The organism is Isoptericola luteus, from assembly GCF_020297055.1.
GTDB classification, from domain to species: Bacteria; Actinomycetota; Actinomycetes; order Actinomycetales; family Cellulomonadaceae; genus Isoptericola; species Isoptericola luteus.
Genome location: NZ_JAIXCQ010000008.1, coordinates 184,556 through 206,837, shown reverse-complemented (window position 1 = coordinate 206,837; position 22,282 = coordinate 184,556). Strand labels below are relative to the sequence as shown.

Sequence of the window (22,282 nt, the reverse complement as noted above, 5' to 3'; positions counted from 1 at the left end):
CGGCCAGCTTGTCCAGGGCGGTGTTCGCGCCCGTGACGTAGGCGGCGTGGTGCTTGTCGTGGTGCAGCTCCATGATCTTGCCGCTGATGTGCGGCTCGAGCGCGGAGTAGTCGTACGGCAGGTCAGGCAGGGTGTAGACCGTCATCACAGGTCCTCTCGTCGGGTGTCCTGACCGTAAGACCTCAACGGTGGTCCAGGTCAAAGGACTCCGCTCCGGGCGAACACCCGAGCCGCCACCCGGGCCGCCACCCGGGCGAGCCCCCGGCTGCGTATCCTCGCCAGCAGAGGGCCGACCGGCCCGGCGGGAGGGCGGCACAGATGGGTGCGGGGCACGACCACGCGCACGGGGCCACGGACCACCGCGGCCGCCTGGCCGCCGCGTTCGGGATCACGGTGGTGGTGCTGCTCGCGCAGGCCGTGGGCGCCGTCGTCACCGGCAGCCTCGCGCTCCTGGTCGACACCGCGCACATGCTCACCGACGCCGGTGGCCTCGCCCTCGCCCTGTTCGCCGCGCACCTGTCCCTGCGGCCGCCGTCGGCGCAGCGCACCTGGGGGTTCCGCCGGGCGGAGGTGCTGGCCGCGCTCGCCCAGGCGGCGGTGCTGCTCGTCGTCGGCGTGTACGTGCTGGTCGAGGCCGTGCTGCGGCTGCTCGAGCCGCCCGAGATCCCAGCGACCGAGCTCGTCGTCTTCGGCATCGTCGGGCTGGTCGGCAACCTCACCGCGATGGCGGTGCTCGCGAGCCGCCGCGACGCCAACCTCAACCTGCGCGCCGCGTTCCTCGAGGTGGCGAACGACGCGCTCGGTTCGGTGGCGGTCATCGTCGCGGCGGTCGTCATCAGCACCACCGGCTGGCAGGGCGCCGACGCCGTCGCCGCCCTCGTCATCGGGGCACTCATCCTGCCGCGGGCCGTGCGCCTGCTGCGCGCCGCCACGTCCGTGCTGCTGGAGTCGACTCCCCCGGGCCTCGACCTCGACGAGGTCCGTGAGCACCTGCTGCGCGTGGACCACGTCCGTGGCGTGCACGACGTCCACGCCTCCCTCATCGCCACCGGGCTGCCCACCCTGTCGGCGCACGTCGTCGTCGACTCCGCCTGTTTCAACGACGGCCACGCCGGGCGCATCCTCGACGAGCTGCAGGAGTGCGTCGCCACCCACTTCGACGTCTCCGTGGAGCACTCCACGTTCCAGGTGGAGCCCGACACCCACCCGGAGCACGAGCACCCCACCCATCCCTGACCACCGACGCCGGCCCGGACTGTGAGATTGGCCGGGTGGGACGTGCGTCACACCGGCACAGGTTGACGACGACCTATGCTCCGGACGTCATCTCGTGAAAGGCGTCGGCGTGCCCCGGACCCAGCTTCCCCTCGTCGCGACCTCACGGCCGGAGACCCGCACCAAGCGGTTCCGGCCCTGGCGCGACCTACCCGTCGTCGTGTGGCTGCTGCTCGTGGTCGTGGCCACGCTGGTGCACCCCTGGCTGCCCGCACCTCGTTGGCTGATGCTGCACCTGCTGTTCCTCGGTGCGATCAGCCAGGCGATCCTCGTGTGGTCCGAGCACTTCGCCCTCGCGCTGCTGCACGCGCGCGCCACCGAGTCCGACGTCCGGCGCCAGAACGCACGGCTCATCACCCTCAACGCCGGGACGGCCCTCGTCGTCGTGGGGGTGCTCACCGCCTGGTGGCCCGTGACCGTGGCGGGCGCCGCCGGTGTCGCGACAGCCGCCGCCTGGCACGGCATCGCCCTCTACCGTCGCCTGCGCCGCGCGCTCGGCACGCGGTTCGCGACCACGGTCCACTACTACGTGGCCGCGGCCGCGATGCTCCCGCTCGGCGCGGTGCTCGGCACCCTGCTGGCGCACGGCCTCGGCTCGACGACGGCCGTGCAGGTGCGCCTCTCCCACGCCCTGCTCAACGTGCTCGGCTGGATGGGCCTGACGATCCTCGGCACGCTCGTGACCCTGTGGCCCACGCTGCTGCGCACCCGCATGGACGACGCCTCCCTGCCCGCCGCCCGGCGGGCGCTGCCGGTGCTCGTCGTGGGGCTGCTCGCCGCCGCGGCCGGCGCCGTCGTCGACGTGCTGTGGCTGACGGCGGGCGGGCTGGCCGCCTACCTCGCCGGCACCGTCGTGCTGTTCGTTCCCCTGGTGCGCACCGTTCGCAAGCGCCCGCCGCGCACGTTCGCCGCCGCCTCCGTGGGGCTGGGCATGGTGTGGTTCGTGGTGCTCCTGGCGGTGCTCCTGGTGGGCACGACGCGCGCGGCCGCCGGGGGCGGCTGGGCCGTGGCCGCCGCCACGCTCGACGGCGTCGCCCCCTACCTCGCGGCGGGCGTCGCCGCCCCGGTGCTGCTCGGTGCACTGTCGCACCTGGTGCCCGTGTCGGTGTCCCGCGGGCCGGCCGCTGCCAAGGCCGGGCACGCCGTCATGGACCGCGGCGGCTGGTTCCGCGTCGTGGCGGCGCACGGCGCCCTGGTCGTGACGGCGCTGCCCGTCGCCTCGCTCGTGCGCGTGCTGACGTCCACGCTCTACCTCGGGGCGATGGCGGCGTTCCTGCCGCTCATGGTGCTGGCGATGCGCACGGCCCGGCGGGCGGCGACCTCACCGCCGCCCGACGACGCCCCTGCCCCCCGCCGGACGCTGCAGGCCGTGACGGGCCTGGTCGCGGTGGTCGCCGTCGTCGCGCTCGGTGCCGGACTGGACCAGACGGCCGTCGGCGGAGCCCTCGCCTCCGCGGCAGGACGGACGAGCGGCGGCGCGTCGACCGCGGTGGCACCGACCGGCGAGACGCGCACCGTCGAGGTAGAGGCCCGCGACATGCGGTTCTTCCCCGCCGGCGTCACCGTGCCCGCCGGCACCCACCTGGTCCTCGAGGTGACGAACACCGACCCTGCCGAGGTGCACGACCTCGTGCTCGACGGCGGGGCGAGCTCGGGCCGTCTCGCGCCCGGCGAGTCCGCCACCGTCGACGTCGGCGTCGTCGACGGCCCGCAGGACGGCTGGTGCTCGATCGTCGGGCACCGGGCGATGGGCATGACGTTCGCGGTCGGCGTCGAGGGCGAGCCCGCCGCCGGCGACACGTCCGCCGAGACGTCGGGCGACGCAGCCGGCCACGACATGTCCGCACACGGTGGCACCGCAGACCCGAGCAGGTCCGCGGCCGACGACGTCGTGCGCGGCGCCGAGCCGCCGGCCGGGTTCGAGGCGCACGACGCCGTCCTGCCGGACCTGCCCGCCGCGCCCGCCGACGGCGAGCCCACGGTGCACCGCCGGACCCTGGAGGTCGTGGAGCAGGAGGTCGAGGTCGCCCCAGGCGTCACGCAGACCCTGTGGACGTTCGACGGCGCGGCCCCCGGCCCGACGCTGCACGGCCGGGTGGGCGACGTCTTCGAGATCACGCTCGTCAACCACGGCAGCATGGGCCACTCCGTCGACTTCCACGCGTCGTCCCTGGCGCCCGACGAGCCGATGCGGACCATCGCCCCCGGGGAGTCGCTGGTCTACCGGTTCACGGCCGAGCGGGCCGGGGTGTGGATGTACCACTGCTCGACCATGCCCATGACGGCGCACATCGCGAACGGCATGGCGGGCGCCGTCGTCATCGAGCCCGACGACCTGCCCGAGGTGGACCGCTCCTACCTGATGGTCCAGTCCGAGCTGTACCTGGGGCCGCAGGGCGGCACGGTCGACGTCGACGAGGCGCTGGCCGCCCAGGGCGAGGACCTCGTCGTCTTCAACGGGTACGCGGACCAGTACGCCGCGCAACCCCTGGCCGCGACCGTCGGCGAGCGGGTGCGCGTGTGGGTGCTCGACGCCGGGCCCAACCGGGCGTCGTCGTTCCACGTGATCGGCTCGCAGTTCGACCGCACGTGGGCCGAGGGGGCCTACCTGCTCGGTTCCGCCGACGCCCCGGCCGACGGCGCACTCGGTGGCTCGCAGGCCCTCTCCCTGGCACCGGCGCAGGGCGGGTTCGTCGAGACCGTGTTCCCCGAGGCTGGGCACTACCCGTTCGTCACGCACGTCATGGCCGACGCCGAGCGCGGCGCCCGCGGCGTCTTCGAGGCGACCGCACCGTGACGCCCCTCGGCGCTGCGCACGCGCGACCGTCTGGCGGCTCGGCCGCGCCGGTGGTGTGCTGAGCGCATGTCGGTCAGCGAGGAGGAGCACCGTCGGACGGGCCACGCCGACGAGCCACACGTCGGCAGCCTGGCGCAACGGCTCAACTGGCTGCGCGCGGGAGTGCTGGGAGCCAACGACGGCATCGTGTCGGTCGCGGCCGTCGTCGTGGGCGTGGCCGCCGCCACCCCGTCGCGCAGCGCGGTGCTCACCGCCGGGCTCGCCGCGCTGCTGGGTGGCGCGATCTCGATGGCGCTCGGCGAGTACGTGTCCGTCTCCAGCCAGTCGGACAGCGAGAAGGCGCTCATCGCCAAGGAGAAGCACGAGCTCGCGACCATGCCCGACGAGGAGTTCGACGAGCTCGTCGGCCTGTACCGCGAGCGCGGGCTGAGCGAGGCCACGGCCCGGCAGGTCGCCACCGAGCTCACCCGCCACGACGCGCTCGGCGCCCACCTGTCCGCGGAGCTCAACATCGACCCGGACGACGTCGTCAGCCCGTGGCACGCCGCGTGGGCGTCCCTCCTCGCGTTCCTGTGCGGCGGCATCCTGCCGATGGCCGCCGTGCTGCTCGTCCCGGAACCGTGGAAGATCGCGGCCACGTTCGGCGTCGTGCTCCTCGCCCTCGGCGTGGCCGGATCGATCGCGGCCTGGATCGGGGGGTCGTCGCGCGCCCGGTCGATGGCGCGCGTCGTCGTCGGCGGCGCGCTGGCGCTCGGCGCGACCTTCGGCCTCGGCTCGCTGCTGGGCACCACCGGCGTCGTCTAGGCACGCACCTCGGCGCCGGGCACACTGTGCGCATGGAGCTCGAGGTGCGCGGCGAGGTGTTCCAGTGGCGCGGGCCGGCCCCGTACTACTACGTGGCCGTGCCCGACGCCGAGGCGGAGCAGATCGCGGCCGTCGCGTCGCTGGTCTCCTACGGCTGGGGCGTCATTCCCGTGCACGGCAGGATCGGGGCGACGTCGTTCACCACGTCCCTCTTCCCCAAGGACGGCGGCTACCTCGTGCCGCTCAAGGACGCCGTGCGCCGCCCCGAGGGCGTGCAGGACGGCGACGACGTCGTCATCCTTCTCACGCTCGACGGCGTCTAGCGTGCCGGCACGGTGGCGCACCCGTCACCGGGGTCGCAGGTCCAGCCGGCGCAGCAGCTGGGCGTTGAGCGCCACCACCACGGTGGACGCCGACATGAGCAGCGCCCCGACCGACATCGGCAGCACGAACCCGACCGGCGCGAGCACGCCCGCCGCCAGCGGCACGGACAGCAGGTTGTAGCCCGCCGCCCACCACAGGTTCTGCGTCATCTTGCGGTAGCCGGCGCGCGACAGGTCGATCACCGACAGCACCGAACGCGGGTCGTCGCTGGCGAGGACGACGCCCGCCGACGCGATGGCGACGTCGGTGCCCGCACCGATCGCGATGCCGACGTCGGCCTGCGCGAGGGCCGGCGCGTCGTTGACACCGTCGCCGACCATCGCGACCTTGCGCCCCTCGGCCTGGAGCTCCGCCACGCGCGCGGCCTTGTCCTCGGGCCGGACGCCCGCGAAGTACCGGTCGACGCCGAGCTCGCCCGCCACGGAGCGGGCCACGGACTCCGCGTCGCCGGTGATCATCACGACCTGGACGCCGCGCCGGTGCAGCTCCGTGACTGCCGCCGCGGACTCCGGCCGCACCTCGTCCGCCAGCCTCAGCTCGCCGACGACGACGCCGTCGCGCAGCACGTGCAGCACCGTCGTGCCGTCCTCGTCCCCCGCCCCGGCGCGTCGGGCCACGGCGGGCTCGGCAGGCTCGGCAGGCCCGGCAGGCCCGGTGGACGCGTCGAGGAGCCGCGGCCCGCCGACGCGGACCTCGTGCCCGTCGACCGTCGCGGTGACGCCGACGGCCGGGGACGACGAGAACCCGGACGCAGGCGGCACGCGCAGGCCACGCTCGGCGGCGGCGCGGACGATCGCCCGCGCGAGCGGGTGCTCGCTGTCCGCCTCGGCGGCCGCCGCGAGCGCCAGCACGCCGTCGCCGTCCAGCGCGCCCGGCTCGGACCCCGCCGCGACGACACCGGTCACGACCGGCTCGCCCTTGGTGAGGGTGCCGGTCTTGTCGAACAGGACGGTGTCGACCGTGCGCATGCTCTCCAGGGCCAGGCGGTCCTTGATCAGGACGCCGCCGCGGGCGGCCCGCTCGGTCGCGATGGACACGACCAGCGGGATCGCCAGGCCCAGCGCGTGCGGGCAGGCGATGACGAGCACGGTGACGGTCCGCACCACGGCGTCGTCCGGCATCCCGAGCGCTGACCAGACGACCGCGGTGACCACGGCCGCCCCGAGCGCGAACCAGAACAGCCAGCCCGCCGCGCGGTCCGCGAGACGCTGCGCGCGGGACGACGACGCCTGCGCGTCGGCGACGAGGCGCCGGATGCCCGCGAGCGCCGTGTCGTCACCGGTCGCGGTGACCTCGACCCGCAGGGCGGAGTCCGTCGCGACCGTGCCGGCGGTGACCGCGTCGCCGACACCCCGCGACACGGTGCGCGACTCGCCGGTGACCATCGACTCGTCCAGCTCCGCGCGGCCGTCCACGACCTGGCCGTCGGCCGGCACGCTCGCGCCGGGGCGGACCAGGACGACGTCGCCCACCACCAGGTCCGACGGTGCGACGGGCACGACCCGGTCGCCGTCGACCCGCTCCGCCTCGTCGGGCAGCAGCGCCGCCAGGGAGTCCAGCGCCGACGTCGTCTGCGCGAGCGAGCGCATCTCCACCCAGTGGCCGAGCAGCATGATCACGACCAGCAGCGCGAGCTCCCACCAGAAGTCGAGCTGCGGGTCGAGCAGGCCCAGGCTCGCGCCCATGGACGCGGCGAACGCGACCGTGATCGCCAGGCCGATGAGCAGCATCATCCCGGGCGCGCGGGCGCGCAGCTCGTCCACCGCGCCGGTGAGGAACGGGCGACCGCCCCAGACGAAGATCACCGTGCCGAGCAGCGGGGAGACCCACGGCACCCACGCTGCGTCCGGCAGGTCGTAGCCGAGCACCATCGCGAACCCGTCGGACAGCGCCACCGTCGGCAGGGCGAGCGCGAGCATGACCCAGAACAGCCGGCGGAACTGTGCGACGTGCCCGGCGTGTCCGCCGTGGCCCGCGTGACTCCCGTGAGCTCCATGGCCCGCGTGGTCCCCGTGGTGCCCGTGCTCGTCGTGGACCGTGCGGGTGTCGTGGTTCCCGTGCTCGTGGTGCTCGTGGTGCTCTGTCGCCGTCATCGCCGCTCCTCGCCTACCAGTCTCCGGGGTACACACGTCCGCCAACCGCATACCCCACCAGGGTATTCCACCCGGGCCGCGGACGCACCCTTGCAGCCGCCCGGCCCGGATAGCCTGGGCGCGTGCCACGCCCCTCCCACCCCACCGTCGCCATGGCCGGCATGGCCGGCATGGCCTGCGTGGTCGCAGCGGGCGGCATGGTGGGCGTGCTCGGCCGGGCCGGGATCGAGCACGCCCTCCCCTCGCCCCCGGGCGGATGGCCGTGGACCACGTTCTGGATCAACCTCGCCGGGTCGTTGGCGCTCGGCGCGCTGCTGGAGACGCTGGCCCGCTGGGGCCCGGACCGCGGCTGGCGGCGCGTCGTGCGCCTCGGCTGCGGCACCGGCGTGCTCGGTGGCTTCACCACGTACAGCACGTTCGCCGTCCAGGCGGTGCGCCTGGCCGACGGCGGCGCGGCCGGCGCAGCGCTCACGTACACGCTGGTCAGCGTCGCAACCGGCGTGGCAGCCGCCGCCGCCGGGATCGTCCTGGCCTCCCGAGCCCACCGCCGCTGGTCGGCGCGCCGGGACGGGGCGGCGACGTGACCGTCCTCCTGCTCTCGCTGGCGGGCGGCCTCGGGGCGGCGTCCCGCTTCCTCGTCGACTCCGCCGTCACGCACCGCCAGCGGCTCTCGACACCGATGGGCACGTTCGTCGTGAACGCCTCGGCCTGCCTCCTGCTCGGCCTGCTGACCGGGTGGACCGTGACCCGCTCCGGGTACGACGGCGTGGTCACGGTGGTCGGCGTCGGGTTCCTGGGCGGCTACTCCACCTTCAGCACCGCGAGCGTCGAGGCGGCACGCCTGCTGCTCGCCGGACGCGGCGTGGCGGCGGTCCTGCACCCGCTCGCGATGCTGGTCGTGTGCCTGGCCGCGGCGGCGGCAGGCCTCGCCCTCACCGGCTGACCACCGGGTGGAAGGCGCTTGCTCGACGCGGTCCGACGACGGAGACTCGGGCTGCACGACCGCGGCGGTCCGCAGCGTGCCAGCGACACGATGAACCAGCGACACGACAGCCAGCGACACGACAGCCAGCGACACGACAGCCAGCGACACGACAAGGACGTCCCATGCCCGAGCGCCCCCACCACCTCGCCCTCGACGCCGTCGTCGACCTCGACGTCCCGGGCCCCACGATCAGCCGCCACCTGTACGGCCAGTTCGCGGAGCACCTGGGCCGCTGCATCTACGAGGGCTTCTGGGTGGGCGAGGACTCCGACATCCCGAACACCGCCGGCATCCGGGCCGACGTCGTCGAGGCGCTGCGCGAGCTGAGCGTGCCGAACCTGCGCTGGCCCGGCGGCTGCTTCGCCGACGAGTACCACTGGCAGGACGGTGTCGGACCGCGGGACCACCGTCCGCGTATGGTCAACACGCACTGGGGCGACGTCGTCGAGGACAACTCGTTCGGCACCCACGAGTTCATGGCGCTGTGCGAGCTGCTCGGCACGGAGCCGTACGTCTCCGCGAACGTCGGGTCGGGCACGGTGCAGGAGACGAGCGACTGGGTCGAGTACCTGACCCGCGGAGACGACGCCCCCATGGCGCGCCTGCGCCGCCGCAACGGCCGCGACGAGCCGTGGAAGGTCACGTTCTTCGGCATCGGCAACGAGCCGTGGGGCTGCGGCGGCAACCTGCGCGCCGACCAGTTCGCCTCCCTCGCCCGCGCCCACGCCACCTACGCGCGCAACCACGGGGACAACCGGCTGGTGCGCGTCGCCGCGGGCGCGTCCGACGACGACTACTCCTGGACCGAGACGCTGATGCAGCAGGTCGCGACGCTCGGCGACGCGGAGCCGCGCGACCTGTTCCAGGCCGTCTCGTTCCACTTCTACACGTTCGCCGGCACGTGGGGGGCCAAGGGTTCGGCCACCGAGTTCGGCCGTGACGAGTACTGGGCCACGATGCGCAAGGCGCTCGACGTGCGCCGCCTCATCGCCGGGCACGCAGCGGTCATGGACGCCTACGACCCGCAGGCGAGGATCGCGCTCGCGCTCGACGAGTGGGGCACCTGGTGGGACGTGGAGCGCGGCACGAACCCGGGCTTCCTGTACCAGCAGAACGCGATGCGCGACGCCCTCGTCGCGGCCGTGCACTTCGACGCCTTCCACGACAACGCCCGCCGCCTGCGGCTCGCGAACATCGCCCAGACGGTGAACGTGCTGCAGTCCATGCTGCTCACCGACGGCGCCCGGCTGATCAGGACGCCGACGTTCCACGCCTTCGCGATGAGCACCGGGCACCAGGACGCCACGGCCCTGCCGGTCCGCGAGCGCAGTCCGCGCGCCCACCACGTCGTGGGGGGCACCCCTGTCGCGACCGTCTCGGCGTCGGCCTCCACGAAGGACGGCGCGGTGCTGGTGTCGCTGACGAACCTCGACCCCGACGCCGCGGCCACCGTGCGCCTCGACCTGCGCGGCGCCGTCGTCGCGGACCCCGTCGGCACCGTCCTCGCCGCCGACGACCCGGCCGCGCACAACACCGTCGACGCGCCGGACACCGTCGCGCCGCGCCCGCTCGACGGGGTGCGCCTCGACGACGGCGTGCTGGTCGCCGAGCTCCCGGCGGCGGCGTTCGCGACGGTGCGCCTCACCCTGACCTGAGCGGCCCGGGAACAATCCCGTGCGGCGCGGCGTTGGGTGCGAGGCTCCCGTACACCGTACGAATCGAGGTTTCGTGCCCCAGCCCGTCGTCCCGGTCCCCACTGCGAACACCACCAATCCGACCGCGACCACTTCGACCACCACCACCCCGACCGCAGCCACTGACGCGGCCCGCGACGCCGTCGAGGAGGAGCAGGCGACGCTCGACGCCGCGTGGCGTCGGCGCGCGGAGCTGCTCGACACGCTCGAGGCCACGCTCGCAGACGCCCGGCCGGCCGACGCCACCGCCCACGCCCGGGCCGCGCGCCTGCGCGGACGACGCGCGGAGCTCCTGCACGCCGACCAGGGACTGGTCTTCGGGCGCGTCGACGGCGACGACGGCAGCGTCCGGCACCTCGGCCGCGCCGGCCTGCCCGGTGCCACCGAGGACGACGAGCCCTTGGTGGTGGACTGGCGCGCCCCGGTCGCCCGCCCCTTCTACACGGCGACGCCGGTGGACCCGCAAGGGCTGCGCCGTCGGCGGCACGTGCGCACCCGCGGCCGCGAGGTGGTGGGCGTCGACGACGAGCCCCTGGACGCCGGGCTGGACGACTCGTCCCTCGTGGGGGAGGGCGCGCTGCTCGCCGCGCTCGACGAGCGCCGCACCGGACGGATGGGCACCGCCGTCGCGACCCTGCAGCGGGAGCAGGACGACGTGGTGCGCGCGGACGCCCGCACGCCGCTCGTCGTGCAGGGCGGGCCCGGCACCGGCAAGACGGTCGTGGCGCTGCACCGGGTCGCCTACCTGCTGTTCGCCCACCCGCACCTGGCGGAGCGCGGCGTGCTGGTGCTGGGCCCGTCCCGGCGGTTCCTCGACTACATCGCCCAGGTGCTGCCCGCGCTCGGCGAGACCGCCGTGGTCTCCGCAACCTGCGACACGCTCGTCCCCGGCGTCCGGCCCACGCGCGGCGAGGAGCGCGACGTCGCCGAGATCAAGGGGCGCTCGCTCTGGCTGCCCGTGCTGCGGCGCTTCGTGGCGTCGCTCGAGCCGGCCGGCAGCCCGCTCGACCTGGTGCTCGACGGCGAGGAGTACGAGCTCGGGCCCGCCCAGGTCGCCGCCGCCCGGCGCGCCGCCGAGGGCGCCGGCGCGTACCACCGCGCCCGGGAGCGCGTCGTGGAGCGGGTGCACGACCTTCTCACCGACGCGGTCGCCGACCGCCAGGCCGAGCTGCTCGCCAGGGCGGAGGACGGGTTCGAGGACGTGCTCGGGCGCCTCGACGCCACGCTCGCCGCCGCGGACGACCGCGCCCTCCCGACCGGAGCCACCGGGTCCGACGTCGACGGCGTGCTCTCGGAGGCCGACCTCGAGGCGCTGCGCGCGCGCATCGCCGCCGACCCCGGCGTCGCCGCGGCGGTCGACGCGTGGTGGCCCCGCCGCGACGCCGCCACGGAGCTCGCCCGCCTGCTGCGCGACGGCGGCCTGCTGCGCACCCACGCGCCCGAGCTCACCGGGGAGGAGATCGCGCGTGTCGTCGCCGAACCGGTCCTCGACGGCTGGTCGAGCAGCGACGTGCCGCTGCTCGACGCCCTCGCCGACCTGCTCGGAGCACCCGGCGCGAGGCACGCCGCCCACGCCGACGCGCACGCCGACGCGAACGACGACGCGAACGACCACGCGCACGGTGCGGAGCTGGCCGAGCGCGCAGCCCGCACGCGGGACTGGGCGTACGGGCATGTCGTGGTGGACGAGGCGCAGGAGCTCTCGGGCATGCAGTGGCACATGGTGGTGCGCCGCTGCCCCACCCGGTCGGTGACGGCCGTGGGCGACATCGACCAGGCGTCGTCGGCGCACCGGCAGACCGACTGGGGCGAGGCGGTGAGCGACGCGCTCGGCGACCGTTGGCGCCGCCGCGACCTGACCCTGTGCTACCGCACGCCGCGCGAGGTCATGGAGCTGACCGGCCCGGTGCTGCGGCGTGCGGGGAGCCGCAACGACCCCCCGCGGGCGGTCCGGTCCGCGGCTGTCGCGCCGTGGCGACGCAGCACCGACGAGGCCGGCTGCCCGGCCCTGGTGGCGGCCGCGGTCGCCGAGCTGGTCGAGCGGTACGACGGCGGCACGGTGGGCGTCGTGGCGCCCGTCGCCCGCGTCGCCACCCTGCGCGAGGCACTTCCCACCGGCGTGCCGGCGATGTCCGCGACGGAGGCGAAGGGGCTGGAGTGGGACGCGGCCGTCGTCGTCGACCCCGACGGCATCGCCGCGGAGCCGCGCGGCTGGAACGGGCTGTACGTGGCGCTCACCCGTTGCACGCAGGAGCTGGGCCAGGTCGTCGTCGCCTGACCTCCGCCGAGGTCGTGCGACAGCCGCACGACCTCGGCGGGGCCCCCGGCGGTCAGGACTCCGTGGGGCCGAGGTCGGGGGCGGGGACGCACCGGGCGCGCGGTGCCGCGGCGCCGGTCAGCTCGAGGACCACCAGCTCGTTGCGCTCGGCGCGCACCAGCGGCCCCGGCACGTAGAGGGTGCCGGTGGGCCCCTCGGCCGAGTAGCGGCCAAGCAGCTCGCCGTTGACCCAGACCAGGCCGCGGGTCCAGCCGTCCAGACGCAGGAAGTGGTCGGCGCCGGCGACGGAGTCGAACGTGCCGCGGTGGAACGACGGGCCCGCGACGGGCGCCTCCGGGTCCGCGGCGGTCCACGCCACGTCCCCGAGCAGGCGCGGCGCGGCGGTGAGGTGCAGGGGCGCCGCCTCCCAGTCCGTGAGCAGGCGGGTGGCCGTGCGCACCGGCCCCACGAGCCCCTTCGGCTCGCCGATCCGCGGTCCGTAGTTGACCCTGCCGCGGTCCTCGACGAGGAACGTCAGCGTGCCGGCCCGGCGCGGGAGCGGGAGCACGTTCACGTGGGTCGTCCGGTCGAGCACGCCCACCGGGTCGCCGTCGAGCGCCACGTACGCCCGGTCGCGCACCTCGTCGACGACCAGCACACCGTCGTCGGCCCGCACGGTCGTGGAGCACAGGGCGAACCCCGACCACTGCCGCAGGGCGTCCATCGTGGGCGCGCCGTCCGACGACGCGACGACGTCGGGGGCGAGCAGGTGCACCACGTCGGCCAGGGCGGCGCGCCGGCCGAGCTCCACGTCCACCACCGGGGCGGGCGCGGGGTCGCCGGGCAGCTCGTCGGGCACGGGCGCGTGCTTGGCGATCACCGCCCGCAGGGCGTGGAACTTCGCCGTCGGCGCGCCGTGCTCGGAGAGCGGGGCGTCGTAGTCGTACGACGTGGTGATGGGCAGGTAGGTGCCCTTGTCGTTCGCTCCACTGGTCAGCCCGAGGTTGGTGCCGCCGTGGAACATGTAGAGGTTGACCGACGCCCCCGCGGCGAGGAGGTCGTCGAGGTCCTGCGCCGTCGTCTCCGGGGCGGTGACGTGGTGGACCTGACCCCACGAGTCGAACCAGCCGTCCCAGAACTCCATGCACATCAGCGGGCCGGTGGGCTGGTGACGTCGCAGCGTGGTCAGCCGCTCCGGCGAGCGCGACCCGAAGTTCGCCGTCTTGTGGAGCTCGGGCAGCCCGCCGCGCGACAGGTGCTCGTCGTCCGCCTGGTCGCTCGTGAACAGCGGGACGTCGATGCCCTGCTCGCGCGTGCGGCGCACCAGCTCGCGCAGGTACGCGACGCGCTCGTCGTCGGGCACGCCGGGGTATGCGCCGTACTCGTTCTCGACCTGCACCATGAGCACGGGGCCGCCGCGCGTCACCTGCCGTGCGGCGACCACGGGCAGCAGCCGCGCGTAGTACGTGCCGATCGCGTCGAGGAACGCCGGGTCGTGCCGCCGCACCCCGGTCGCGCCCCCCGCGGACCCGCCGGCCGGGCCGGCAGTCCCACCGGCCGGGTCGGCAGCGAAGAGCCACGCGGGCAGTCCCCCGCCGTCCCACTCCGCGCAGATGTACGGGCCGGGGCGCACGATGGCGTGCAGACCCTCGGCGGCCACCAGGTCGAGGAAGCGTCCCAGGTCACGACGCCCACCGAGGTCGAACTGGTCCGGCTCGGGCGCGTGGAAGTTCCACGCGACATAGGTCTCGATCGTGTTGAGCCCCATGAGCCGCGCGGCCCGGATCCGCTCGGCCCACTGGTCGGGGTGCACCCGGAAGTAGTGCAGGGCACCGCTGATCACCTGGAAGGGGCGGCCGTCGAGCAGGAAGTCGCGCTCGCCGATCTCGAACGTGGGCATGAGGGGCCTTTCAGGCAGGTCGGACGACGGCGCGGCAGGCGGGCCGAGCACGCGCATGGGCGACGGCGGGTCACGGGCGGCGGCGGCGAGGGCGAGTGAGCGGCGGGGCACCGCACCCGCCCCGCCGCCGTCAGGCACGGGCCGTCAGGGGTTGACGGTGAAGCCCTGGTCGTTGCCGAAGGTGGCCGACTGCTCCTGCCAGGCGGCGAGGCCCTCGGTCAGCGTGGTGTCGCCCACGTACGCCTGGCCCACGGTGTCGTTGAAGATCGAGTTCGCGTAGACCTGGAACGGCAGGTACTGCCAGCCCTCGACGACGTTCGCCGCGGAGTCGGCGAGCACCTCGTTGACCTTCTGCCCGCCGAAGTAGTCGAACTCCTGCTCGCGGAACGCGGGGTCCTCGAGCTCGGCCGTGGTCGCGGGGAAGGCGCCCTCGTCGACGCGGGTCGCGACGCCGTCGCCGGCCGTCGCGTACTCCAGGAACGCCCACGCCAGGTCCGCGTTCTCGCTGGCCGCGGGGACGGCGAGCGAGCTGCCCCCGTTCTCGGCGGTCGCCTGCTGACCGGCCTCCCACTGCGGCATCGGGGCCACGGCCCAGTCCCCCGCGGCGTCCGGCACGGACGACTCCAGGTTGCCGCGCATCCACGCACCGATGACGAGCGAGGCGATCGACCCGTCGGACAGGCCCTGGTACCACTCGTCGCTCCACGACACGACGGGGGCCACGAGGTCGTCGTCGATCATGGTCTGCCAGGTGTCGGCGAACTGTGCCGACCCGGCGTCGGCGAGGTCGATCGTCACGTCCGTGCCGTCGACCCGGTACGGCTGGCCGCCTGCCTGCCAGATCATGCTCGTGGTGAAGCCGGCGTCACCGACGTCGTTGGTGAGGTAAGCCTTGGGGTCGGCCTCGTGCAGCGTCCGGGCCGCCTCGACGTACTCGTCCCACGTGCTGGGCACCTCGATGCCGTGCTCGTCGAAGACCCGCTTGTTGTAGAAGAGCGCCATCGGGCCGGAGTCGGTGGGCAGCGCCCAGACGCCCCCGCCCTGCGTGACGGCGCCCCACGGCCCCGGGGTGAAGGTGCCGTCGAGCTGGTCGGCGCCGTAGGGGGTGAGGTCCGTGAGCGCGTCGGAGAGCGCGAACTGCGGCAGCGCGTAGAACTCGACCTGCGCGACGTCGGGGACGCCGTCGCCGGCGGCGATCGCGTTCTGCAGGGCGGTGTACTGGTCGTTGCCGGTGCCGACGTTCTCCAGGGTGACGGTGACGTTCGGGTGCTCGGCCTCGAAGTCCCGCGCGACGGACTCGAGCGTCGGGTCCCACGCCCAGACGGTGAGCTCGCCGCCCTTCTCGAGGGCGGACGCGGCGTCGGCGCTCGCCTCGCCGGATCCGGCGGGTTCGTCGCCGGCGCCGGAGCAGGCGGCGAGCGGGACGGCGAGCGCGCCGGCGGCGAGCAGGGCGGTGAGCGCGCGGCGGCGGGGGACGGTGGTGTGTGCCATGGGGGTCCTCACTTCATCGACAAGGGACGGGACGGCGGTCGGGTGGTGCGGTCGGCGGGTCATTCCTTGACGCTCCCGGCGGCGAGGCCGGACTGCCAGTAGCGCTGCAGCAGCAGGAACGCGGCCACGAGCGGCAGGATCGTCAGCAGCGAGCCGGTGATGACCAGGTTGAAGATCGCCTCGCCGCCGGCGGTGGCGGCCTGCGCGTTCCACGCGTTGAGGCCGAGGGTCAGCGGGTACCAGTCGGAGTCCCGCAGCATGATCAGCGGCAGGAAGTAGTTGTTCCAGGTGGCGACCATCGTGAACAGCAGGACGGTGACGGTGCCGGGCGCGAGCAGCGGGAGGCTCACGCGGAAGAACGTGCGGAGCTCCCCGGCGCCGTCGATCCGTGCCGCCTCGAGCAGCTCGCGGGGCACGGCCTCGGTGGCGAACGTCCACATGAGGTAGAGCCCGAACGGCGAGATCAGGGACGGGATGATCACGGCCCACGGCGTGTTGGTCAGGCCCAGCTCGCTGAACATCAGGAACGTCGGGACCGCGAGCGCCGTGCCGGGCACCGCGACCGCCCCGATGACGACGGCGAACACGCCGCGCTTGCCGGGGAAGTCGAACTTGGCGAGCGCGTACCCGCCGAGGACGGCGAGGAACGTGGCCCCGCCCGCGCCGACCACGACGTACAGGACGGTGTTGGCGAACCAGCGCACGAACACGCCGTCGTCGTAGGTCAGCGTCGCGACGACGTTGTCCCACAGCGCGATGCTGTCGCCGAACCAGAGCCCGAACGAGGAGAACAGGTCCGCCTGGGTCTTCGTGGCGTTGACGAGCAGCCACGCGAGCGGCACCAGCGAGTACACCAGCACGACGGCGGTGAGCACGGTGAGCAGGGAGCTGCGGCGCGGGCGGGCCACGGACGGGCGGCGAGGGGTGCGCAGGCGTGGTGCCCGGTGAGGGTCCCGGTGCGTCGTGGCGAGCGTGGTCGTCGTCATCGTCACGGCTCCTTGCGCATGCCGCGCAGCTGCACCGCATAGGCGATCACCATGGTGATCACGCCCATGATGATGGCGACCGTCGCGGAGTAGTTGTACTGCTGACCGGAGAACGACAGCGAGTAGGCATATAGGTTGGGCGTGTACGACGTCGTGATCGCGTTCGGGGCCAGCGCCTGCAGGATGCTGGGCTCGTTGAAGAGCTGGAAGCTGCCGATGATCGAGAAGATCGTGGCGATGACGAGCGCGCCGCGGATCGCGGGCAGCTTGATGGCCCCGATCACCCGCCACTGGCCGGCGCCGTCGATCTCCGCGGCCTCGTACAGGGCGTGCGGCACGACGCGCAGCGCCGAGTAGAAGATCAGCATGTTGTAGCCGACGAACTCCCAGGTGACGATGTTGCCGATCGACGCCAGCACGAGGTCGGGCGACAGGGGGTTCGGAAGGGTGATGCCGAGGGCCTCGTTGATGTTGCCCACCAGGCCGAACCGCGTGCCGTACATGAAGCCCCACATGAGCGAGGCGACGACCGCCGGCACCGCGTAGGGCATGAAGATCGAGATGCGGAAAAAGCTCTTGCCGTAGAGCCGACCGCTGTCGATGGCGAGCGCCACGAGGAGCGCGATGCCGAGCATGATCGGCACCTGGACCACCAGGAACAGCGCGACCCGGCCGAGCCCTTCCCAGAACTGCGGGTCCTGCATCGCCCGGGCGTAGTTCTCGAGGCCGACGAACGTCGTCCCGCCCACCATCTGCGTGCGGAACACGGAGAGGTAGAGCGCGTAGACGATCGGGGCCAGGAACACGAGCGCGAACACGAGCATGAAGGGGCCGACGAACATCCACCCGGTCCATCGCCGCCGGCTGCGGCGTGGGACGGCAGGGGCGGCGCTCGCCGGGTGCAGCGCTGACGTCGTCGTCATGGATCTTCCTTGGATCTCCGGGATGTTGACGTCAACATCGACGACCGCACGGTCAGGATGTTGACGTCAACATGGACTAGGGTGATGGTGCACCGCGACCGCCACGGCGTCAACCCAGGCCGCTCGGCGACGTCAGGCTCACGAGGAGGACAGGGTGACAGCACCGGCACCGGGGCGGCGCGTGTCGATGGCCGACGTCGCCCGGCTCGCCGGCGTGTCGACCCAGACGGTGTCCCGGGTCTCGAACGGCCAGCCCAACGTCGTGGACTCCACGCGCCGCCAGGTGCTCGACGCGATGCGCACGCTCGGCTACCGACCCAACAGCGCCGCCCGCGCCCTGCGCTCGGGACGGTTCCGCACCATCGGCGTCATCCTGTTCACGCTCTCCACCACCGGGAACATGCGCACGCTGGACGCCATCGCCACGTCCGCGGCCGCGGAGGGCTACGCGATCACGGTGATCCCCGTCGAGGCCCCCACGCAGGACGGCGTCAACGGCGCGTTCACGCGCCTGGGCGAGCTCGCCGTCGACGCCGTCATCCTGCTGATGGAGGTGCACCTGCTCGACGCGGCCAGCGTCTCCCTGCCGACCGGCGTGCCCGTCGTCGTCGCCGACTCCGACGCCGGCGACCGCTACTCCGTGGTCGACACCGACCAGGCCGCAGGGTCCCGCGCGGCCGTGCAGCACCTGCTCGGCCTCGGCCACGACACCGTGGTGCACCTGGCCGGGCCGTCCGGGTCGTTCGCGAGCCAGCGGCGCGAGCAGGCCTGGCGGCAGGCGCTGCTCGACGCCGGGCGGCCGCTCCCGGCCGTCCACCGCGGCGACTGGTCGGCGACGTCGGGGTACGAGGCGGGGCGCGCGGTCGCGCGCACGGACGCCACGGCCGTCTTCGCCGCCAACGACCAGATGGCCCTCGGCCTGCTGCGGGCGCTGGCCGAGGCCGGGCGGCGGGTGCCCCACGACGTCAGCGTCATCGGCTTCGACGACGTCCCGGACGCCGTCGCGTACCTGCCTCCCCTGACGACCGTGCACCAGGACTTCGCGGAGGTCGGACGGCGCTGCGTCGCGGGCGTGCTGCGGCAGATGGCGGAGCACTCCGCCGAGCACGGCACCACCCTCGTCCCGACGCGGCTCGTCGAGCGGGCGAGCACCGCGCCGCCGCCGGCTGCGGCTGCGGCTGCGGCGAGCGCTCAGAGCCAGCCCACGCGCCGGAACACCCGGTAGAGCACCACGCACCCCACCACCATGAGCGCGAGCGAGAACGGGTAGCCGAGCACCCAGTGCAGCTCGGGCAGGTGCCGGAAGTTCATGCCGTAGACGCCCGCAATCACCGTCGGGTACACGAGGATCGCCGCCCACGCGGAGATCTTGCGCATGTCCTCGTTCTGCCGCACGGACACCTGCGCGAGGTGCACCTGCAGCATGTCGGAGAGCAGGTCGTCGTGGGCGTCGAGGTGCCGGTCGACCCGCTCCACCGCGGCGACCAGGCGCTCGAGCGTGCGGCGCTCCACCAGGGGGTGCTCCTCGTCGGCCTCGGACAGCTCGGGCAGCTCCGCCGACACGGGCACCAGGGCGCGCCGCGCCTCGGCGATCTCGCGCTTGAGATCGTAGACCTGCTGCACCGGCGCGGTGGTCCCGGTGTCGAAGACGAGACGCTCGGCGTCGGCGACGGCGTCCCCGAGCGCCACCTCCACCTTCGCCGCGACACCCACGAGGGACAGCACGACGGCGAGCACCACCCGGTGCGGCGCGGTGCCGTGATGCCCACCAGGACCGCCGAGGCGCTCGAGAGCGTGCTCCTGCACCCTCGCGTCGCCCTCCTCGAAGGTCAGCACCCGGTCCGGGCCCACCAGGCAGCCCAGCTCGCCCGTGTGCACCTGCCGGTCGTCCTCCGTGAACCACGCCGTCGGGGTGAGGAGCAGCACCCAGTCGTCGTCGATCCATCGCACCGCCGCGACCGGCCGGTGCGCCGGCCCGCGGAGATCGTGGACGACGACGGCGATGCGGTCCCGCAGCGCCGGGGCCAGGTCCTGTGCGGCGCGGGCGAACGCCACCCGGTCCTCGACGAGCGTCCAGCGGGTGCGATGCTCGGCGTCGGGCTGCGCGACCACCCCGCCGCGCGCCCCCACGAACCCCACCGTCGGCGCCGCCGGAACCTCGTCGTCCGTCACCCCTGCATTCTGGGGTGCCGGTGCCCGGCGGCGCAGCGCGAGCCGTCCGGGCGTCCGCCGCGCCTCGCCGCTCCCCGTCGCGTGACCGTCGCGTCCCCGCCGTGCCCCCGTCGTGACCCCAAGGGCGGCGAGGTCAGCGGGACGTGGAAGCGATCGGGGAGAGTCCGGCGTCGACCGGGTCGGCCCGGTCCGCGGCACGACGGGCCACGGCGGCCGCGCCGACACCTGCCGCGACGAAGATCGCCCCGAGCACCAGCCAGCCCGGCGCGCCGTACCGGATCGGCAGCGCGGTGACGACCACCGGGGCCACCATGCCCGAGAGCGCGTAGCCCGTCTGCGACAGGCCCTGGTACTCGCCCGCCCGCCGCGGGTCGGCGAGCTCGAACGCCATCCCCCACCCGCCGGCCTCGGAGAGCACCTCGCCGAGGGAGTGCGTGGCGGCGGCCAGCACCAGCAGCACCGTCGCGACCACCAGGCTGCCGTGGCCCGCGGCCGCGTACACCACGCACGCCACGGCGAGCAGCACCGCGCCGCGTCGCACCGCCCGGCCGGCCCCGCGCACGTCGTGGGTCCCGCGCGACGCGCGCACCTGCAGCAGCGCCACCAGCACGGTGTTGACCACCAGCAGCGCGGAGACGACGGCGGTGGGCGCGTCGGTCGTCGCCACCCACAGGGGCACGCCCACCGTCATCACCCCGAACTGCATGGCGACCACGGCGTTGAGCGCCACGCTGGCGAGGTACGTGCGGTCACGCCAGGGCGACGGCGCCGCGGTGCCGGCCGGGACACCGACCGGCGCACCGGCCGAGCCCGCGGCGGGCGCCGCGCCCCCGTCCGCGGCGCCCTGAGCGGCGAGCGCGCCCGCGCGCAGCCGTTCGGCCAGCCCGGGCACGGTGCGCGGGAGGGCGACCAGCGGCACGACGGCGACCAGCAGCAGCACCGCCGTACCCACCATCGCGGTGCGGTAAGCGACGGCGGTGTCGAGCAGCAGGGCGACCGCCGCGGCCAGCGTGCCCAGCCCGATGAACACGTTCGTCACGACGCGCAGCCGGGCGCGCACCTCGACCCGCTCGGCCCCGGTGAACCACCGTGCGAGCAACGTCTGCCGCGCGGTGCCCTGCACGCCGCGCCCGGCGCTGACCAGGACGGCGACCACGGTGAAGCTCACGACGTCGGCGACGAACGCGTAGGCGGCGAGCGCCGACGCCTGGACCACCAGGCCCCAGACCTGCACGCGATGCGCGCCCCACCGGTCCGACCAGCGGCCGGCGAGGAACGACCCCAGCACCCCCGCGCCGCCCGCGACGCCCAGTCCGAGCCCGACGGCACCGGCGGACAGGCCGACGACACGCGTGAAGTAGAGGACGGACACGGAGTAGAAGACTCCGGTCGACATGGCGAAGGCCATGGTCGAGACGGTGAGGGCGCGGGCCACCCGGTCACGGGGGAAGAGCGTCTGGATCACGGGAACCAGTAGGCGACAGACCTGGCGAAGCGCGGAACGATCAAGGAATACGCTTCATCCGTGGGATGGATGCGCTACGAGCTCGCGGGCATGGACCTGGCCGACGTCCGGTTCGCCGTCTCGCCGTTGAACGAGCTCGTCCTGTCGCTGCGCACCTGGCGCGAACCGGGCCGGTACCCGCTGCACCTGCCGTGGCTGCGCCGCACGCAGGAGGCCCGGTCCCGTCTCGACGGCGAGATGCTGCTGGCCCTGACCAACGAGACGCTGTGGACGCCGGACCATCTCACCCCGCGCCCTCGCGGCCCGCTCACGCGGATCGACGACGAGCTGGCCGTCGTGGCCCGGACCGGGGCAGACGTCGTCGGCCGCGAGCTCGCCGCGCTCCACCCCGCAGGCCCGCCGCCGGCGCTGCGCGGGCCGACGTCCCAGGTGCGGCAACGCGTCCTGGACGCCCTGGCCGCTTACTGGGACGCCTGCTTCGCCCCCTACTGGCCGCGGATGCGCGCCGTGCTCCAGGCCGACGTCGTGCACCGCGGCACCGTGATCTCCGCTCGTGGGGCGGGCGCGATGTTCGCCGACCTCGCCGAGCGCGTGTCGTTCGCGGACGGCGTCGTGAGCGTGCAGCTCGCGACCCAGCCCCGGGACCAGCTGCGGGCCACCACCGGGGAGGGCCTCACGCTGGTGCCGACGCTGTTCACCCGCGGGGCGTCCTGCCCCATCTCCCCCGCCGAGCCGCCGACCATCATGTACGGCGCACGGGGCACCGGGACGCTGTGGCAGGCGGAGCGGCCGGTCGCGGGCGCCGCGCTCGTCGCCGTCGTCGGGCGCGTGCGGGCCGGGCTGCTGACGACGCTCGAGCACCCGGCGTCGTCCACGGAGCTCGCGCGTCGCCTCGACGTCACAACCAGTGCCGTCAACCAGCACCTGCGCGCGCTGCACGACGCCGGCCTGCTCACGTCCGCGCGGTCCGGCCGGTCCGTGCTGTACCTGCGCTCCGAGGTGGGCGACGCCCTGGTCGGCACCCCGGCACGATGACGCACCAGCGCGACGACCGAC

General features: G+C 74.3%; 17 protein-coding genes and 1 pseudogene. 10 read left to right on the top strand and 8 right to left on the bottom strand.

Annotated features, from left to right (window positions below; all coding sequences use genetic code 11):
* Window positions 1-145: pseudogene (locus LEP48_RS12920) on the bottom strand (superoxide dismutase); the annotation flags it as partial.
* Between the two features lie 173 nt (window positions 146-318).
* On the opposite strand from LEP48_RS12920, the gene LEP48_RS12915 reads away from it, so the two are divergent.
* The 4 genes from LEP48_RS12915 (at window position 319) to LEP48_RS12900 (ending at window position 5,199) form a co-directional block, all read left to right on the top strand.
* Entirely contained in the window at window positions 319-1,236 is a 918-nt protein-coding gene (locus LEP48_RS12915) for a cation diffusion facilitator family transporter (protein WP_225566004.1), read from the top strand.
* 109 nt (window positions 1,237-1,345) lie between these two features.
* Complete coding sequence (locus LEP48_RS12910) at window positions 1,346-4,072, top strand: multicopper oxidase domain-containing protein (protein WP_225566003.1); 2,727 nt, start codon at window positions 1,346-1,348, stop codon at window positions 4,070-4,072.
* 66 nt (window positions 4,073-4,138) lie between these two features.
* Entirely contained in the window at window positions 4,139-4,876 is a 738-nt protein-coding gene (locus LEP48_RS12905) for a VIT1/CCC1 transporter family protein (protein WP_225566002.1), read from the top strand.
* Between the two features lie 32 nt (window positions 4,877-4,908).
* A complete protein-coding gene (locus LEP48_RS12900) occupies window positions 4,909-5,199 on the top strand; it encodes a DUF1905 domain-containing protein (RefSeq protein ID WP_225566001.1) in 291 nt (96 codons plus the stop codon).
* A 24-nt stretch (window positions 5,200-5,223) separates the two neighbouring features.
* On the opposite strand, the gene LEP48_RS12895 is transcribed toward LEP48_RS12900, so the two are convergent.
* Window positions 5,224-7,353 (bottom strand): heavy metal translocating P-type ATPase, encoded by a 2,130-nt coding sequence (locus LEP48_RS12895; protein WP_225566000.1) that lies wholly within the window; start codon window positions 7,351-7,353, stop codon window positions 5,224-5,226.
* A gap of 122 nt (window positions 7,354-7,475) precedes the next feature.
* Between LEP48_RS12895 and LEP48_RS12890 the strand changes: the two genes are divergently transcribed.
* The 4 genes from LEP48_RS12890 to LEP48_RS12875 all read left to right on the top strand — a co-directional run bounded on the left by LEP48_RS12890 (window position 7,476) and on the right by LEP48_RS12875 (window position 12,310).
* Window positions 7,476-7,937 (top strand): FluC/FEX family fluoride channel, encoded by a 462-nt coding sequence (locus LEP48_RS12890; protein ID WP_225565999.1) that lies wholly within the window; start codon window positions 7,476-7,478, stop codon window positions 7,935-7,937.
* Complete coding sequence (locus LEP48_RS12885; protein WP_225565998.1) at window positions 7,934-8,296, top strand: CrcB family protein; 363 nt, start codon at window positions 7,934-7,936, stop codon at window positions 8,294-8,296. Before LEP48_RS12890 ends, LEP48_RS12885 begins: the two co-directional genes overlap by 4 nt.
* Window positions 8,297-8,460: 164 nt before the next feature.
* The gene (locus tag LEP48_RS12880) at window positions 8,461-9,993 is read left to right on the top strand and encodes an alpha-N-arabinofuranosidase (RefSeq protein WP_225565997.1); all 1,533 of its coding nucleotides are present in this window, start codon (window positions 8,461-8,463) and stop codon (window positions 9,991-9,993) included.
* Window positions 9,994-10,066: 73 nt separating this feature from the next.
* On the top strand, window positions 10,067-12,310 hold the full coding sequence (locus LEP48_RS12875) for a HelD family protein (protein ID WP_225565996.1): 2,244 nt from the start codon (window positions 10,067-10,069) through the stop codon (window positions 12,308-12,310).
* 52 nt (window positions 12,311-12,362) lie between these two features.
* Here LEP48_RS12875 and LEP48_RS12870 read toward each other — a convergent pair whose 3' ends face one another.
* From LEP48_RS12870 to LEP48_RS12855, 4 genes are all read right to left on the bottom strand, one after another.
* On the bottom strand, window positions 12,363-14,189 hold the full coding sequence (locus LEP48_RS12870) for a glycoside hydrolase family 35 protein (RefSeq protein ID WP_225565995.1): 1,827 nt from the start codon (window positions 14,187-14,189) through the stop codon (window positions 12,363-12,365).
* A 144-nt stretch (window positions 14,190-14,333) separates the two neighbouring features.
* The gene (locus tag LEP48_RS12865; RefSeq protein WP_225565994.1) at window positions 14,334-15,680 is read right to left on the bottom strand and encodes an ABC transporter substrate-binding protein; all 1,347 of its coding nucleotides are present in this window, start codon (window positions 15,678-15,680) and stop codon (window positions 14,334-14,336) included.
* 59 nt (window positions 15,681-15,739) lie between these two features.
* A complete protein-coding gene (locus tag LEP48_RS12860) occupies window positions 15,740-16,666 on the bottom strand; it encodes a carbohydrate ABC transporter permease (protein ID WP_225565993.1) in 927 nt (308 codons plus the stop codon).
* Window positions 16,667-16,668: 2 nt separating this feature from the next.
* Window positions 16,669-17,589 (bottom strand): carbohydrate ABC transporter permease, encoded by a 921-nt coding sequence (locus LEP48_RS12855; protein ID WP_225565992.1) that lies wholly within the window; start codon window positions 17,587-17,589, stop codon window positions 16,669-16,671.
* Between the two features lie 154 nt (window positions 17,590-17,743).
* Here LEP48_RS12855 and LEP48_RS12850 point away from each other — a divergent pair, with 154 nt between their 5' ends.
* Window positions 17,744-18,814, top strand: a complete 1,071-nt coding sequence (locus LEP48_RS12850) for a LacI family DNA-binding transcriptional regulator (protein WP_308010027.1) — start codon at window positions 17,744-17,746, stop codon at window positions 18,812-18,814.
* On the opposite strand, the gene LEP48_RS12845 is transcribed toward LEP48_RS12850, so the two are convergent.
* Both LEP48_RS12845 and LEP48_RS12840 read right to left on the bottom strand, forming a co-directional pair.
* The gene (locus LEP48_RS12845; RefSeq protein ID WP_308010026.1) at window positions 18,781-19,761 is read right to left on the bottom strand and encodes a CorA family divalent cation transporter; all 981 of its coding nucleotides are present in this window, start codon (window positions 19,759-19,761) and stop codon (window positions 18,781-18,783) included. The genes LEP48_RS12850 and LEP48_RS12845 overlap by 34 nt on opposite strands.
* A gap of 133 nt (window positions 19,762-19,894) precedes the next feature.
* The gene (locus LEP48_RS12840; protein WP_225565991.1) at window positions 19,895-21,226 is read right to left on the bottom strand and encodes an MFS transporter; all 1,332 of its coding nucleotides are present in this window, start codon (window positions 21,224-21,226) and stop codon (window positions 19,895-19,897) included.
* A gap of 69 nt (window positions 21,227-21,295) precedes the next feature.
* Here LEP48_RS12840 and LEP48_RS12835 point away from each other — a divergent pair, with 69 nt between their 5' ends.
* Entirely contained in the window at window positions 21,296-22,261 is a 966-nt protein-coding gene (locus LEP48_RS12835) for an ArsR/SmtB family transcription factor (protein WP_225566011.1), read from the top strand.
* Window positions 22,262-22,282 lie beyond the last annotated feature (21 nt).

What these genes read in the sequence shown, in the direction of transcription:
- LEP48_RS12895 (WP_225566000.1), bottom strand. Translation starts at nt 7,353, where the DNA reads ATGACGGCGACAGAGCACCACGAGCACCACGAGCACGGGAACCACGAC.
- LEP48_RS12860 (WP_225565993.1), bottom strand. Translation starts at nt 16,666, where the DNA reads ATGACGACGACCACGCTCGCCACGACGCACCGGGACCCTCACCGGGCA.
- LEP48_RS12900 (WP_225566001.1), top strand. Translation starts at nt 4,909, where the DNA reads ATGGAGCTCGAGGTGCGCGGCGAGGTGTTCCAGTGGCGCGGGCCGGCC.
- LEP48_RS12915 (WP_225566004.1), top strand. Translation starts at nt 319, where the DNA reads ATGGGTGCGGGGCACGACCACGCGCACGGGGCCACGGACCACCGCGGC.
- LEP48_RS12855 (WP_225565992.1), bottom strand. Translation starts at nt 17,589, where the DNA reads ATGACGACGACGTCAGCGCTGCACCCGGCGAGCGCCGCCCCTGCCGTC.
- LEP48_RS12870 (WP_225565995.1), bottom strand. Translation starts at nt 14,189, where the DNA reads ATGCCCACGTTCGAGATCGGCGAGCGCGACTTCCTGCTCGACGGCCGC.
- LEP48_RS12865 (WP_225565994.1), bottom strand. Translation starts at nt 15,680, where the DNA reads ATGGCACACACCACCGTCCCCCGCCGCCGCGCGCTCACCGCCCTGCTC.
- LEP48_RS12905 (WP_225566002.1), top strand. Translation starts at nt 4,139, where the DNA reads ATGTCGGTCAGCGAGGAGGAGCACCGTCGGACGGGCCACGCCGACGAG.
- LEP48_RS12835 (WP_225566011.1), top strand. Translation starts at nt 21,296, where the DNA reads ATGCGCTACGAGCTCGCGGGCATGGACCTGGCCGACGTCCGGTTCGCC.
- LEP48_RS12880 (WP_225565997.1), top strand. Translation starts at nt 8,461, where the DNA reads ATGCCCGAGCGCCCCCACCACCTCGCCCTCGACGCCGTCGTCGACCTC.